Annotated in this window: 14 protein-coding genes; 13 read left to right on the top strand and 1 reads right to left on the bottom strand. The window is 46.3% G+C overall.

Annotation, left to right across the window (positions count from 1 at the left end):
- The first annotated feature begins 1 nt into the window (after position 1).
- The 7 genes from AC3RV5_RS09095 (at position 2) to AC3RV5_RS09065 (ending at position 7,516) form a co-directional block, all read left to right on the top strand.
- Entirely contained in the window at positions 2 to 949 is a 948-nt protein-coding gene (locus AC3RV5_RS09095; protein ID WP_489731604.1) for a DUF58 domain-containing protein, read from the top strand.
- Complete coding sequence (locus AC3RV5_RS09090; protein ID WP_489731603.1) at positions 949 to 1,452, top strand: DUF4381 domain-containing protein; 504 nt, start codon at positions 949 to 951, stop codon at positions 1,450 to 1,452. Before AC3RV5_RS09095 ends, AC3RV5_RS09090 begins: the two co-directional genes overlap by 1 nt.
- On the top strand, positions 1,445 to 2,446 hold the full coding sequence (locus AC3RV5_RS09085) for a vWA domain-containing protein (RefSeq protein WP_489731602.1): 1,002 nt from the start codon (positions 1,445 to 1,447) through the stop codon (positions 2,444 to 2,446). The genes AC3RV5_RS09090 and AC3RV5_RS09085 overlap by 8 nt, the downstream gene beginning before the upstream one ends.
- A complete protein-coding gene (locus AC3RV5_RS09080; protein ID WP_489731601.1) occupies positions 2,446 to 4,377 on the top strand; it encodes a vWA domain-containing protein in 1,932 nt (643 codons plus the stop codon). Before AC3RV5_RS09085 ends, AC3RV5_RS09080 begins: the two co-directional genes overlap by 1 nt.
- Positions 4,378 to 4,379: 2 nt before the next feature.
- The gene (locus tag AC3RV5_RS09075; protein WP_489731600.1) at positions 4,380 to 6,116 is read left to right on the top strand and encodes a BatD family protein; all 1,737 of its coding nucleotides are present in this window, start codon (positions 4,380 to 4,382) and stop codon (positions 6,114 to 6,116) included.
- Positions 6,117 to 6,258: 142 nt separating this feature from the next.
- The gene (locus AC3RV5_RS09070) at positions 6,259 to 6,816 is read left to right on the top strand and encodes a sigma-70 family RNA polymerase sigma factor (protein ID WP_489731599.1); all 558 of its coding nucleotides are present in this window, start codon (positions 6,259 to 6,261) and stop codon (positions 6,814 to 6,816) included.
- Positions 6,809 to 7,516, top strand: coding sequence for a DUF3379 domain-containing protein (locus tag AC3RV5_RS09065; RefSeq protein ID WP_489731598.1), 708 nt, complete (start codon positions 6,809 to 6,811; stop codon positions 7,514 to 7,516). The genes AC3RV5_RS09070 and AC3RV5_RS09065 overlap by 8 nt, the downstream gene beginning before the upstream one ends.
- Before the next feature lie 60 nt (positions 7,517 to 7,576).
- On the opposite strand, the gene AC3RV5_RS09060 is transcribed toward AC3RV5_RS09065, so the two are convergent.
- The gene (locus AC3RV5_RS09060) at positions 7,577 to 8,029 is read right to left on the bottom strand and encodes a GNAT family N-acetyltransferase (protein WP_489731597.1); all 453 of its coding nucleotides are present in this window, start codon (positions 8,027 to 8,029) and stop codon (positions 7,577 to 7,579) included.
- Positions 8,030 to 8,124: 95 nt separating this feature from the next.
- Here AC3RV5_RS09060 and putP point away from each other — a divergent pair, with 95 nt between their 5' ends.
- The 6 genes from putP (at position 8,125) to cysN (ending at position 14,764) form a co-directional block, all read left to right on the top strand.
- Complete coding sequence (gene putP / locus AC3RV5_RS09055; protein ID WP_489731596.1) at positions 8,125 to 9,642, top strand: sodium/proline symporter PutP; 1,518 nt, start codon at positions 8,125 to 8,127, stop codon at positions 9,640 to 9,642.
- A 56-nt stretch (positions 9,643 to 9,698) separates the two neighbouring features.
- On the top strand, positions 9,699 to 10,919 hold the full coding sequence (locus tag AC3RV5_RS09050) for an EAL and HDOD domain-containing protein (protein WP_489731595.1): 1,221 nt from the start codon (positions 9,699 to 9,701) through the stop codon (positions 10,917 to 10,919).
- A 133-nt stretch (positions 10,920 to 11,052) separates the two neighbouring features.
- On the top strand, positions 11,053 to 11,967 hold the full coding sequence (gene cysD, locus AC3RV5_RS09045) for a sulfate adenylyltransferase subunit CysD (protein WP_489731594.1): 915 nt from the start codon (positions 11,053 to 11,055) through the stop codon (positions 11,965 to 11,967).
- On the top strand, positions 11,967 to 12,563 hold the full coding sequence (gene cysC / locus AC3RV5_RS09040; RefSeq protein WP_489731593.1) for an adenylyl-sulfate kinase: 597 nt from the start codon (positions 11,967 to 11,969) through the stop codon (positions 12,561 to 12,563). Before cysD ends, cysC begins: the two co-directional genes overlap by 1 nt.
- A complete protein-coding gene (cysQ, locus tag AC3RV5_RS09035) occupies positions 12,563 to 13,351 on the top strand; it encodes a 3'(2'),5'-bisphosphate nucleotidase CysQ (RefSeq protein ID WP_489731592.1) in 789 nt (262 codons plus the stop codon). Before cysC ends, cysQ begins: the two co-directional genes overlap by 1 nt.
- Before the next feature lie 3 nt (positions 13,352 to 13,354).
- Complete coding sequence (gene cysN / locus AC3RV5_RS09030; RefSeq protein ID WP_489731591.1) at positions 13,355 to 14,764, top strand: sulfate adenylyltransferase subunit CysN; 1,410 nt, start codon at positions 13,355 to 13,357, stop codon at positions 14,762 to 14,764.
- The last annotated feature ends 4 nt before the right edge of the window (positions 14,765 to 14,768 follow it).

The raw sequence follows: 14,768 nt of genomic DNA, 5'->3' as shown, positions 1-14,768 counted from the left end.
CATGCGAGATGTAACACAATGGTTAAGGGATCATCACAGCGATGGGGTCAACCTGGGCATAAAAGAACTGCTTTATTATCAGGCCAAGACCAGTTTATTGAACCTAGCCCCGGGCAGAACCGCACAGGCCAAGCTTTCCGGTGGCTATCTGGCCAAGACTAAAGGCCGGGGCATGGAATTTGATGAAGCCCGGCACTATCAGCCAGGGGATGACATTCGCGCCATAGATTGGCGGGTGACCGCCAGAACGGGGAAAACCCATACCAAAGTCTTTCGCGAAGAAAAGGAACGTCCGGTATTTATATTGGCGGATTTATCTTCAAGCATGCAATTTGGTACCCAGTTGCTGTTTAAATCAGTGCAAGTCGCCCATCTGGCGTCCTTAATTGCCTGGGCCGCACGCAAACGTGGGGATAGAATAGGCGGGTTAATCTATAACCAAAGTCAACATCTAGAATTTAAACCCCTGACTCGCCAAAAAGCGGTATTATCTCTGATCAATGGTCTAGTAAAACTGCAAGATCCAGGGGCCATTCACGCCAATCGGGTGCAATTTTCTGAAGCTTGTGCCCGCCTCAGGCGTTTGGCTCATCCAGGCAGCCTTATATTTTTACTGAGCGATTTTAGTCATCTGGACACAGTGGCCCAACAACACCTTAGCCAACTAAGTCGGCATTGCGAAATCATTGCCTATCCCATAAGTGATCCCTTTGAACATGCCCTGCCCAGTGTCGCGGTTTCCCAGACCGTTACGCTGACAGACGGGGTGGCACAGCAAAAGATTATGTTAGGCGAAAAAAATACCGCCACACGTTACCGCCAACAGTATGAACGCCATTTTGCCGGGATCACCGAAACCTTGAAACAGTGCCGAGCCCAGGTCGTTCCCATCACCGCTGCTCTGCCTTTGGAAATGCAGTTAGGTAAATTTAGCGGAGGAAAACTCTAATGGCGCCGCTTAGTGAACTAAAAGACATTCACTTGCCAGAGACTATCGGGCTTTGGCCCCCAGCCTATGGTTGGTGGGTATTGCTGCTCCTTGTTCTACTGGGTGCCGGTTGGGGAATAATCCTGTGGCGCAAAAAATCCCAGGTAGCCCTGGCGCAGCGCCAGGCACTGTCTCTACTATCAAACATCGATGCCACCGAAAAAACCTGGCCCAGAGAACTTAATACCCTGCTAAAACGCTTGGCGATGGCGTATTTCCCCAAACATGAAGTCGCCAATCTGCACGGTAAAGCATGGCGTATTTTTTTGGTCAGCCAGCTTCCGATAAAAAAACAAACACAGTTCGCCGAGCAGTTCAGTATGCTGCAGGCCAATTTTTATCGCAGTTCAGCGCGCACTCAACCTGATTTTGAACGCTGTGTTGAACAGGTGCGCAGCTGGATAAAACACGCCGTTCCACCCAATAAAAAAACACAATTAAAGGAACAACTGCCGGATGTTTGAATTTGCCTGGTGGTGGATGTGGTTCGCCCTGCCCCTGCCCTTACTCGCTTACATTTTACCCCCTAGGATCCAAGCACAGTCTGGAGCTTTGCGTGTTCCCCAATTGACCCAGGGATTAGAGAGCACCAGCCAAAAACCCACTATAAGTTGGCTCTTATTAAGCATATCCATCCTTGCCTGGATAGCGTTAGTCGGCGCTAGTGCGCGCCCGCAATGGCTGGGCGAGCCAGTCAGCATTCCTGCCGAGGGTCGGGATCTGATGATAGCCGTAGATTTATCCGGCAGTATGAAAATTGATGATATGCAGGTCAAGGGACGCCAAGTCGACCGGTTGGCAATGATTAAATATGTATTAAGCGACTTCGTTGAACGACGCATTGGTGATCGTTTGGGACTAATATTATTTGCCGATACTGCCTATTTACAGGCTCCCTTGACTTACGATCGCCAGACGGTGAATCAATTGTTAAATGAGTCCATGATTGGTTTAGTGGGTGAACAAACCGCTATTGGCGATGCTATTGGCCTGGCAATCAAGCGTTTTGCGACTAAAAAAGAGTCCAACAAGGTATTGATATTACTCACCGATGGGCAAAACACAGCGGGTAACATCACCCCTACACAGGCTAATGAACTGGCCATTAATAATGGCGTCACAGTCTATACCATAGGCGTTGGCGCTGACAAAATGCTGGTTCAAAGTATTTTTGGCAATCGCCAAATCAATCCATCCCAAGAGTTGGATGAAGACATGTTGACCCAGATTGCCCAATCCACGGGTGGGCAATATTTTCGTGCCCGAGATGCCCAGTCCATGCAACAAATATATGCAAAACTCGACGAACTTGAACCCATTGCCCGGGAAAGTCGCCAAATGCGCCCCTTGCAAGCCCTGTATTTCTATCCTCTGGGACTAGCACTGTTTTTAACATTGTGCCTGTCATTACGGCCAGTTTTTAGCTGGTTAATAAACCGTAAGGGAGGAATTAGCTAATGGATATTGTTAATCTGGCGGATTTTCATTTTCTACGTCCTTTGTGGTTAATGGCGATAATACCGCTATTACTATTGGTGGCATGGATCGGCTACCTACATAAACAGCAATCAGGTTGGCAATCGGTGTTAGCTGGGCATCTATACCCGCATTTGGTCTCCAGTAAAAATGCCAGACGCACAAAACCGCCTTTATATTTATTGGCGACAGGCTGGATGCTAGTGGTAATGGCCCTGGCTGGCCCTACTTGGGAAAGATTACCCCAACCTGTCTATCAATTGCATAGCGGCAAGGTGGTGGTGATCGATATGTCACTATCGATGCGCGCTACCGATGTAACGCCAAACCGGTTAGCCAGGGCGAGATACAAGGCGATCGATCTGGTAAACGCTATCGCCGAGGGTGAGACCGGCTTGGTGGCTTATGCTGGGGACGCCTTTACTATTAGTCCCCTCAGTACAGACGCGCAAAACTTGACGACCCTTATTCCCAGTTTGACTCCGGAAATCATGCCGGTTGCAGGCAGTGAACCCTATCTGGGTTTACAGACCGCCATTGAGTTGCTGACGAACGCTGGATATCAACAAGGTGACATCTTTTGGATCACCGATGGCATAGAAAATAATCAGGTTAACGAGGTCAACAAGCTGATCCGTACCTCCCCTTTTCGTTTATCTGTGTTAGCAGTGGGTACCGAAGACGGCGCACCTATTCAATTGACAAATGGCGATTTTATGAAAGACAGCAGCGGCGCGATTGTATTGCCAAGATTGTCCGTCAATAACCTGCGTACTTTGGCCAAAGTCGGCCGCGGTCGTTACATAGCCATGCGTTCAGACGATGGGGATATTGATTATCTGAAAAACCAGTCTTTGCTTGAACGACAATCTGAGCAGCAAGAGGAACAATCCGCTGATAACTTCGGGGATAAATGGAAGGAAATGGGTCCCTATTTGCTGCTACTTATATTACCACTGGCCGCCTATGGTTTTAGACGGGGAATGATTAGTCTGTTTTTGCTGGCCATGCTGTCACCACTTTACAGCCCCACAGCCAATGCAAACTGGTTAACAGACATGTGGCAAACCGCCGATCAACAGGGTCAACAGGCGATGCACCAACAAGATTTTGCCACAGCCGCCCAAACTTTTGACGACCCCATGTGGCGCGGCACTGCCGCCTACAAAAACCAGGATTACCAAGCAGCTCTGGACGCATTTAGCCAATCAGATAGCACTGATGCCCTTTACAATCAGGGTAATGCCTTGGCCCAACTGGGGGAATTAGAACAAGCTATGGCCGCCTACGATAAGGTGCTTGCCCGGGACCCTGCTCATGAGGATGCCAAGGCCAATAAGGCACTGTTAGAGCAACAACAAAAGGAACAGCAAGAGCAAGATAAACAACAGCAAGGTGACGATAGCGGTGACTCGCAAGATGGCCAAGGTGATAACCAAGATCAAAAACAACCCAGTCCCGGTGAGGAGTCACCCGGTGAGGAGTCACCCAGTGAGGAGTCACCCAGTGAGGCGTCACCCGGTGAGGAGTCAGCCCCTGAGGAGTCATCCGGAGAGGCGTCACCCGGAGAGGAGCAAGCTAACGACGCTCAATCAGACCCAGACAGTCAAGGGCAGGCGGATGCATTGCCTCCAGAAAGTCAATCTGACCAAAACGATCCCCTAGAGGATGACGCGCTGCCAAATCAGCAAGCTGAACAGGGCCCCGGATCTGAACCAGAGTCACAACAAGGGCAACAAACCGCAGAACCAGCGGAGTTATCAGACCAGGAAAAAGAACAAATGCAACGCATGCAGACCTTGTTGAACAAAGTACCTGATGATCCTGCTTTTTTACTCAAACGTAAAATGCAGATCGAAAACCAACAACGTAAACGCCAACGCATACCAACCCAATTACAGAGGAACTGGTGATCGTGATAAAGTTTCACAGCACATTTTTCATTCGCGCATTGTTAACCTTTAGCATGGCAACCTTTGCTGTTAGCGCACAGGTCACTGAACTGACGGCCAGTGTGGATAAAAACCCGGTTTTGTTGGATGAGTCCTTGGTGCTCAGTGTAACCGCCAAGGGAGATGCATCACGAGATGCATTCGACCCGTCAATATTAAATAAAGACTTTGTGGTTGGCAGAACTTCAGTCAGTAGCCAAACCCAAATGATTAACTTTGATACGACCCGCACGACTATCTGGAATACTATCCTCATCCCCCGCGACAAAGGCCGTTTCACTATTCCGGCTTTTACCGTTGAAGGCCAAAGCTCCCAAGCGATCACCTTAATGGTACTGCCCGTATCTGCCAGCAATAACAGCGGTGGGCGAGACGTGTTTGTCACCACTGACGTTGATATGGCCCAAGCCTATTTGCAGCAGCAGATAAAATACACGGTTAAATTACATCTGGCCCGAGACCTCCAAAGGGGTAGCTTGTCAGCCCCCACCCTGGAAAATGGTGAAATCCGCCAAATAGGTAAGGATGCAGAATATGCGGATATTGTCGATGGTAAGCGCTACCGGATAATCGAGCGTACCTTTGCCGTGATCCCGCAAAAAAGTGGGACTTTCACCATACGTGGGCCATTATTTGAAGGGGAAGTGATAGAGGACAGACAGCAAAGTTTCGGCTTTTTCAATCGAAGTAAAACCATCAGCCGGGTTGGCCCCGACCAAAACATCACTGTATTGCCTATTCCCAGTGATTATGCTGGCACCTGGCTGCCCAGCGATTATGTGGAACTGAGTGAGGAGTGGCAGCCCAAAGGCGGGAAATTTACCGTCGGTGAACCCATAACACGTACCCTTATTATGACCGCCGTGGGCGTAAGCGAAGAGCAACTTCCCGAAATCGCCAGCCATTATCCCGATGATGTTAAGGTGTACCCAGATCAGGCCAATACGACCACAGTTGAAAAAGACAACACCCTCATCGCCCAGCGCAAAGAGACCATAGCCATCATTCCTAGCCAGTCGGGAAAGGTACAGATACCAGCAGTGAGCGTACCTTGGTTTAATATTCTCACCAAACAGGTTGAGTACGCACAATTACCTGCCCGGACCATAGAAGTGGGCCCCAGCGCACAACCTATATCGCCCCCGACGCCCAGCATAAGTGTACCTGCCCAGAACGGTAGTTCCCAGAACGGTAGTTCCCAGAACCTTATCCCCCAAAATAGTGTTCAATCCGACTTGGCAGCAACTCAATCGGCCCCTTCCTATTGGTCAGTCAGCAGCTGGGTTCTACTGATCTTGTGGTTGATCACTATGCTGGCATGGGCTTGGCAAAATCGTACAAAACCAGCTGACGGAGTGAAGAAAACATCTTTTACCCCTAACTCGGAAAAACAGGCCTGGAAAAACCTGGAATTGGCATTGAACCAGGGCAATCAGACAAAGATTACGCCCGCCTTGATTCAATGGTTGCAGATCCGCTTCCACATGCCCCAGGCCAACTTGGCAGCGCTGCAAACCCATATTAACCAGCCCCACTTGAATACTGAAATAAATCAGCTATTTGCTCATCGTTTTGGCAGCTCACAAGAACAATGGAGTGCCACTGGCTTGCAGCAAATACTGAGAAAAATGCGAGACAATAATCACACAACGCAAGCTAGCACTAACGCGCTCAAACCGCTGTATCCTAAATCAGTTTGACGCTTAGGTAAGAGCGGAGGGCAGTTGGCAGAAGGAAAATGCCGACTCCTGGGTTTAGCTAACACAGGCTCAAGAGATTAGATTGAACATTTCACAACAATCACGAATAATCACCAGCACAGGGTGAGACGGATAATAATTCATGAATATGCGAAAGCAATTTAAGCAAGCTGCGGTCTCTAGTGACATGCTAAATAAACAAAAACGTTATGAGACCCTGGTGTATGCCTTACACGGCGATATTTATCGTTATGCCTATTGGCTGGTAAAAAATAAAGCGGTCGCCGAAGATATAGTCCAGGAGACGTTTCTTCGCGCCTGGAAATCTCTTGATTCATTAAAAGATGAAAAGGCAGCCAAAGCCTGGCTGATTACGATATTAAGACGGGAAAACGCCCGGCGTTTCGAACGTAAACAATTTGATTTGGTCGACTTGGATGACGTGGTGATTGCCGACGAGCAGTTGTCTAACGAGGTGGAGATTGAGCACAGGGAACTGCGTAAGATAATGGCTTCTCTCAATGAAGAATATAGGGAGCCTTTGATGTTGCAAGTCATGTTTGGCTATAGCGGAGACGAAATAGCCGAGCAGTTAAGTTTAAACAAAAACACCGTCATGACCCGTTTATTCCGGGCCAGAAACCAAATTAAAGAGGCGCTAGAAAAAAATAATGACAACCGAGGATGTAAAAATGGATGATTTAGAATTTCGCAGAACCATTTATGCTGATCCGAATTGCGATGATCAACGCCTATGGGATGCCGCCCAAAAAGATAGCAGCAAACAAGAGTTCTGGTCTGAATTAAGAAAAACCGATGCCAATATAAAAAAGGCACTGGAAGTTTCTGTACCGGATGATTTAGCCCATAAATTAATTCTTCGTCAGAATATTCAAACCCATAACAAACAGACCAAGCGTAATCGTTTGCACTTGGCTATGGCCGCATCTCTTGCTTTTGTGGTAGGCGTTGGTTTTACCCTATGGCAACAAACAAGTTATATCGATCTATCCGCCCAATCATTGGCCCATGTATACCATGAAGGCTCCCATGCGTTGCAAGCAAACGAAAACTTCACACTCCAACAGGTTAACGCCAAATTGGTCCAATATGGCGGCCGTTTGTCCGGGGACATAGGAAAAGTGTATTACGCTAATCATTGTGATTTTGAGAAGGTGAAAAGCTTACACCTCGTCATGCAAGGTGAGAATGGCCGAGTAACTGTTTTTGTGGTGCCACACCACAAAGGTTATAAAACTCAAGATAACCTAAGTGACGGCTTTTTGACCGCTGAGTCTGTTGAGATGCAAGAAGCAAGTTTAGTGGTGGTGGGGGAAAATACCCACGATGTGGAGTTGATTAAAAACAAGCTTAAACAACAGATGTTGTTTAATGCTTAAAGCCGAAACATCCTTGCAGGGCCCGGAAAGAAAAGTTTTTAAGCGGTTTTTTCCGGGAGGCTATTTTAGCTGCAAAAACATATCCATATGTTCAACGCCACCATCATCATAAGCCCTACCCCGAGCGACAAAACCGTAACTTTGATAAAAAGCCAGGGCCTCCGTTTGGGCTGACAATATGACTTCACAGCGCGGTGCCAAGATAGAGATTTTGCTAAGGGATGTTTGCATTAACTTATGCCCCACCCCCTGTCCGCGATATTCTTTGATACACACAACCCGTTCAATTTTGTAATGCTCCTTATCCAGCGCTCGCAGCCGAGTGTAACCAACCAACGTATTATCGTCGTATACACACAGATGCAAACTCACCTGATCACTGTCGTCCACATCAGCATAAATGCTGCGTTGCTCAAGCACAAAGACGTCCTGGCGCAATTTTAATATTTCATATAACTGCGCCAGACTCAGGTCACTAAAAACCCTACATTCAATATTAAAAGCTGATGTCACTAGTGTATTCCTATATAGCTTGTTAGCATGGCTAAAAAAAAATTGATGCTAAATGGCAACAGTCTTTAGTTGTACGTACTAACCCAAGGATCCCCATGGAAGCAACCACCTTTATATCTCTCGGCCTATACTTTATCGCAATGCTCGGTATTGGTCTTTATTCATTTAAACAGTCTAATACCGACATCGAAGGATATATGCTGGGCGGGCGTAGCCTCAGCCCCCAAGTCACAGCGCTATCCGCCGGTGCATCGGATATGAGTGGCTGGATGCTGATGGGGTTACCCGGGGCCATGTATGTATCCGGTATGTCGAGCGCCTGGATCGCTATTGGTTTGGTCATCGGTGCTTATTTAAATTATATCCTGGTTGCCCCCAGGCTGCGGGTGTATACAGAACTGGCTAAAAACGCAATCACCATACCCGACTACTTTGAAAATCGTTTCAACGATACCAGTCACATATTACGTATAGTTTCATCCATAGTGATAGTGTTGTTTTTCACCCTGTACACTTCGTCAGGTGTGGTAGCCGGCGGAAAATTATTTGAAACGTCTTTTGGCCTGGATTATGAGCTTGGTTTATATATTACCGCCGGAGTAGTGGTCGCCTATACTCTGTTTGGGGGGTTTTTAGCGGTCAGCATTACCGACTTTGTACAAGGTTGTATTATGTTCGTTGCCCTGATTTTGGTGCCGGTGGTGGTGTTATTTGATCTCGGTGGTTTCAGTGGCGCCAGCACTGAGCTTAATAGCTTGCCGGGCAATTATCTGGACATGCTGGTTGACACCGCAACAGGACAACCTTTGACTCTCATCGCCATAATATCCATGTTGTCGTGGGGCGTAGGTTATTTTGGTCAGCCACATATTATTGTACGTTTTATGGCCATCCGCTCTGTCAATGATATCAAAACTGCCCAGTATATAGGTATGACGTGGATGTTAGTCGCCATTACCGGTGCCCTGGCCACAGGACTGCTGGGTCTGGCCTATGTGACCGGCCATGACAGTCAATTGAGTGACCCTGAAGCGATATTTATTTATCTTTCTCAACTGTTATTTCATCCCTTAATCGGTGGTTTTTTACTGGCGGCCATACTGGCGGCCATTATGAGCACCATTTCCTCGCAATTACTGGTGACATCCAGCTCGTTAACCGGGGATTTTTATCAGGCCTTTTTCAGGCGAGATGCCAGTCAGCACGAGTTGGTCATAGTGGGACGACTATCTGTGGTATTGGTGGCCTTGGTAGCTATTTATCTGGCCTATGACCGAGATAGCAGTATATTATCTTTGGTGAGTAATGCCTGGGCGGGTTTTGGCGCAGCTTTTGGTCCACTGGTACTGATCAGCTTATTTTGGCAACGCATGACTCGTAACGCCGCCATTGCAGGCATGTTGGTAGGTGCCGTAACCGTATTGTTTTGGATTTACGCGCCTCTGAGCATCAACGGTTTGCTGTTAAGCGAATGGATATACGAAATAGTGCCGGGCTTTTTGGCTTCAAGCCTGACCATAATTATCGTCAGTTTAATGTCCAAACAAGAAGACCCGTCAGTGTTAATCACCTTCGCTGAAGTAAAACAGGCGTTAAGTGAGAGAACGCATTAAACATTGACTAATGCTAAAGTTGACCAAGTACTGAACCCTAAATACAGGACGTATTAATGAGTTTTTACGCCGCTCGTCAACCCATATTGTGTGCAGATAAAACCCTGTATGCCTATGAGTTGCTGTTTCGAGATAGCTTGGAAAATTCATTTCCTGATATTAATGACGACGAAGCGACCGCTAAAATGGTGGACGGCTTACAGTTTAATTTAGGCTTAGAAACACTGACTCAGAATACCTTGGCGTTTATTAATTTCACCCACGATTCCTTGCTTCAGGGCTACCCCCTAATGTTGCCCAAAGAGCAAATTGTGGTGGAAATACTGGAAACAGTAACGCCAGGTAAAAAGCTGCTCAATGTCTGTATCGAACTTAAACAAAAAGGTTATATCATTGCCCTGGATGATTATGTTCATGAAAAGATATGGCGGCATTTTTACCCTTACATCGACATCATAAAAATCGACTACCAGGCATCCACAGAACAACAAATAATTGAGATAGTGCACGCAGTTAAAGATTTCCCTGACATTAAACTGTTGGCCGAAAAAATTGAGACCCATGCAGAATTCCAACAGGCATTAGCCTATGGCTGCTGTTATTTTCAAGGCTATTTTTTCAGCAAACCTGAAGTGATTAAAAGCACAGTCTTAACCCCCTCTCAGCTGGCGATTGCCAAGCTAATGGGGGAAATGGCCAAAGAAGAACCCAACATTACCGACATAACGCTGGCATTTGAATCTGACGTCAGCTTGTCATTTAAATTATTGCGTTATGCCCAGTCACCAATATTCAAACGCCCCCGTCAGATCGAGACCATCAAACAGGCCATCGTTTTGTTAGGTCAAAACGAATTACGACGTTTTGTTTCTTTGCTCTTTACCGCCCAATTTAGTGACGGTAAACCTGCAGAGTTAACCTTGATGTCATTATCCCGGGCGTACTTTTGTGAACAATTAACTAAAGATTATAACCAGCGAAACACTGTACCTTCGGCATTTTTGGTTGGTTTATTGTCGTTACTTGACGCCATGTTAGATGCCGATATCAATGAATTAATGGATAAATTGCCCCTGTCCCAATCCATTAAAGATTCGATAGTGTTACGTCAAGGTGAGCAGGCGCAGTATTTGGCATTAAGTGAGTTTTTTGAAAAAGGTCAATGGCAACGAATTGAAGAGTTATGCCAAAAACTTGAAATCGACGTGAACGGGGCCGCTGAGCTCTTCCTGCACTCACAAGTTTGGGCAACTGAGCGGCAAGCAGCATTGGCCTAAAACATCTTCAAGCTAGTGTCATTTAGGCATGATATATTTTTAAAAAATATAGCAATAAATTACAATATCATGTTATTGTTCTATGCATATAACATTTTAGTATATTAATTTATAACTTAGCTTGAGAATTTCTATGACTGCGACCATACCCACCGTTACCCATCTTAAGCAGCTTGAAGCGGAAAGTATTCATATCTTTCGTGAAGTGGCGGCTGAATTTGATAATCCTGTCATGCTCTATTCAGTGGGCAAGGATTCATCCGTACTATTACACCTTGCACGCAAAGCCTTTGCGCCGGGTAAAATTCCCTTTCCCTTGTTACATGTGGACACCACTTGGAAGTTTGGCGAAATGATTGAATTTCGCGATAAAATGGCCAAGAAACATAATTTGGACCTGCTGGTACATATCAACCAAGACGGACTGGACATGAACATCAGTCCTTTCGTACATGGTAGCGCCAAACACACAGACATCATGAAGACCGAGGGTCTAAAACAAGCTCTCAACCAATATAAGTTTGACGCTGCCTTTGGTGGTGCCAGAAGAGACGAAGAAAAATCTCGCGCCAAGGAACGGGTGTATTCATTTAGAGATGAAAACCACCGCTGGGATCCTAAAAATCAACGCCCCGAATTGTGGAATATTTATAACTCCCAAGTAAATAAAGGCGAGAGTATTCGTGTATTTCCTATGTCGAACTGGACGGAATTGGATATCTGGCAATACATCTATATGGAAAACATAGAAATCCCGTCATTATACCTGGCTAAACCTCGTCCAGTAGTTGAGCGCGATGGTCTATTGATCATGGTCGATGACAAACGTATGCCACTCAAAGAGGGTGAAAAAGCCGAGATGCGTTCTGTGCGTTTTAGAACTTTGGGTTGTTATCCTCTCACAGGCGCCGTGGAATCCACTGCTGATACTTTACCAGCCGTAATTCAGGAAATGCTGTTAACCAAAACTTCCGAGCGTCAAGGCCGGGTTATTGATAATGACTCGTCCGGCTCCATGGAAAAGAAAAAAATGGAAGGTTATTTCTAATGGCAACCAATCTTGTATGGCATCAACACGACGTGGATAAAAACAGCCGCGCAGCTGCAAAAAATCAAAAACCTTGTGTTATATGGTTAACCGGTCTTAGCGGCTCGGGTAAATCTACCATAGCTAATTTGCTGGAAAAAAAATTAGCCGACAATGGCAAACATACCTACCTCTTGGACGGTGACAATGTGCGTCATGGCCTAAATGGTGACCTGGATTTCAGTGACAAAGATCGAGTCGAAAATATTCGACGCATCAGCGAAGTGGCCAAGTTGTTTGTGGATGCGGGACTGATAGTGTTGACTGCTTTTATTTCACCTTTTAAAGGGGAGCGAGATTACTGCCGCAATCTGCTGGCAGACAACGAATTTGTCGAAGTGTTTATCGATACCCCGATAGAAGAGTGTGAAAAACGTGACCCCAAAGGTTTGTACCAAAAAGCACGTTCAGGGGATATCAAAGATTTTACCGGCATAGATTCCCCGTATGAGGCCCCCCTGTCCCCTGAGATCACCCTGGAATTTGCCGGTCAAAGTGCAGAAGAGTCTGCTCAGCAGCTTTTTGAACAGCTAAAACAGAAGGGATTTTTAGACTGATGTTAGACCCCAAGCTTATTCAAAGTGTCACCGACATCGCTCATCAAGCTGGTCACGCCATTATGCAAATTTACCAGCGGGACTTCGCGATATATGAAAAATCGGATCAAAGCCCGTTAACTGAGGCGGATTTGGCCGCCCACAATTGCATCGTTGATGGACTCAAACAAGTCTCAGATCTACCTATATTGTCAGAAGAGTCAGCAGACATCTCTTGGCAAGAAAGACAGACCTGGAACCAATACTGGCTTGTCGATCCGTTAGATGGCACCAAGGAGTTCATTAAGAAAAATGGTGAATTTACCGTAAACATCGCCTTGATCGATAACGGTGTTCCCGTATTTGGTGTGGTATTCGCACCTGTGTTAAAACAAACCTATGTCGGTATCCTTGGTCAGGGCGCATACAAGCTCGAAGGCGGCACCCGCCATACGATTACGCCCAAGACCAAACAAGCCGCTGAAAACTGGCGCATAGTGGGTAGCCGCTCACACCAGAGCCCAGAAATTCAAGCCTTGCTGGATAGTCTGGAAGGCGAAACCGAGCTTGTGGCCATGGGCAGTTCGTTGAAATTATGTTTGGTAGCAGAGGGCGCGGCTCATTTGTATCCACGCTTGGGGCCGACGTCCGAATGGGACACTGGCGCCGCACATGCAGTGGTAAATGCCGCAGGCGGCAAAGTTACTGTTATTGAAGATGTTACCAATGTGTTTGATAAAAACGCCAAAGCCTTAAGTTACAACCAAAAAGAATCCGTATTAAACCCTTATTTTCTAGTGAGTTGCTAAATCATGAATAGCGAAAATGCCTTATTACAATCCGATATCCTAGCTTACCTAGAACAGCATGAACAAAAAGACATGCTGCGTTTTTTGACCTGCGGTAGCGTAGATGATGGTAAAAGCACCTTAATTGGTCGATTATTGCACGACTCCAAAATGATCTATGAAGATCAATTGGCGGCCATTACCAAAGATAGCAAAAAGTCTGGTACCACAGGCGATAAAGTCGATTTGGCCTTGTTGGTTGACGGTTTACAATCGGAACGGGAACAAGGCATCACTATAGATGTTGCCTATCGGTATTTCTCCACCGACAAACGTAAATTTATCATTGCCGACACCCCTGGACACGAACAGTATACCCGTAACATGGTAACTGGGGCCTCCACTTGCGATTTAGCCATTATTTTGGTCGATGCCCGCTCAGGAGTAAAAACCCAGACTCGCCGTCATTCCTTTTTGGTGTCTTTGTTGGGACTGAAACACGTTATCGTGGCCATCAACAAAATGGATTTGATGGATTATAGTCAGGAAGTCTATAACAACATTCAAAAAGACTATATGGAGTTTTCCAAACAACTGGACATTCCTGATATTCAATTTGTGCCTCTTTCCGCCCTTGACGGTGACAATGTAGTCAACAAAAGTGAGCATACCCCCTGGTACACAGGGGATACCTTGATGAAAATGCTCGAAGATATCCAAATTGGTAATGACTTAAATCTAGATGACTTCCGCTTTCCGGTACAATACGTTACCCGGCCCAATCTGAACTTCAGAGGATTTGCCGGTACCGTAGTTTCAGGTCAAATCAGAGTTGGCGACAAAATCACCGCCTTACCCTCAGGTAAACAATCCACTGTGCGCTCCATCGTCAATTTCGAAGGTGAGCAGGAAATGACCCATACCCCCCTGACAACAACCTTGACCCTGGAAGATGAAATCGATATTTCTCGGGGCGACATGATTGTTAAATCGGACAATTTACCTCTGCAAGCCAGCGCTTATCGCACTAATCTGGTTTGGATGGACGAAAATCCTCTGATGCCTAATAAACAATATGGTTTTAAGTTTGCCACCAAGTTTGTGCCCGGCAGCGTGACCAGCGTGGAATATCAGATTGATGTGAATACCATGGAGCACAAAGATGCGGTTCGTTTGAACTTAAACGAAATAGGCGTAGGTCAAATCAAACTCACCCAACAGGTCGCTTGTGATCCTTATAGCAAAAACCGGGAAACCGGTGCCTTTATCATTATCGATCGTTTGACAAATAGTACCGTGGGCGCCGGTATGGTCATTGACGTTGCCGAAGATGGTTCAGCCAATAGCGAATTTTCAGAATTTGAAATGGAATTTAATTCACTGGTCAGAAAGCATTTCCCTCATTGGAATGCTGCAGATATATCAAAGCTGTAGACGC

Source organism: Paraglaciecola sp. IT1134, assembly GCF_058068185.1.
The sequence above is the reverse complement of the archived record's forward strand: the minus strand, read 5'-3'. Positions and strand labels throughout refer to the sequence as shown.

Coding starts and splice junctions, on each gene's coding strand:
- AC3RV5_RS09095 (WP_489731604.1), top strand. CDS start 2: ATGCGAGATGTAACACAATGGTTAAGGGATCATCACAGCGATGGGGTC.
- AC3RV5_RS09090 (WP_489731603.1), top strand. CDS start 949: ATGGCGCCGCTTAGTGAACTAAAAGACATTCACTTGCCAGAGACTATC.
- AC3RV5_RS09085 (WP_489731602.1), top strand. CDS start 1,445: ATGTTTGAATTTGCCTGGTGGTGGATGTGGTTCGCCCTGCCCCTGCCC.
- AC3RV5_RS09080 (WP_489731601.1), top strand. CDS start 2,446: ATGGATATTGTTAATCTGGCGGATTTTCATTTTCTACGTCCTTTGTGG.
- AC3RV5_RS09070 (WP_489731599.1), top strand. CDS start 6,259: ATGAATATGCGAAAGCAATTTAAGCAAGCTGCGGTCTCTAGTGACATG.
- AC3RV5_RS09065 (WP_489731598.1), top strand. CDS start 6,809: ATGGATGATTTAGAATTTCGCAGAACCATTTATGCTGATCCGAATTGC.
- putP (WP_489731596.1), top strand. CDS start 8,125: ATGGAAGCAACCACCTTTATATCTCTCGGCCTATACTTTATCGCAATG.
- AC3RV5_RS09050 (WP_489731595.1), top strand. CDS start 9,699: ATGAGTTTTTACGCCGCTCGTCAACCCATATTGTGTGCAGATAAAACC.
- cysD (WP_489731594.1), top strand. CDS start 11,053: ATGACTGCGACCATACCCACCGTTACCCATCTTAAGCAGCTTGAAGCG.
- cysC (WP_489731593.1), top strand. CDS start 11,967: ATGGCAACCAATCTTGTATGGCATCAACACGACGTGGATAAAAACAGC.
- cysQ (WP_489731592.1), top strand. CDS start 12,563: ATGTTAGACCCCAAGCTTATTCAAAGTGTCACCGACATCGCTCATCAA.
- cysN (WP_489731591.1), top strand. CDS start 13,355: ATGAATAGCGAAAATGCCTTATTACAATCCGATATCCTAGCTTACCTA.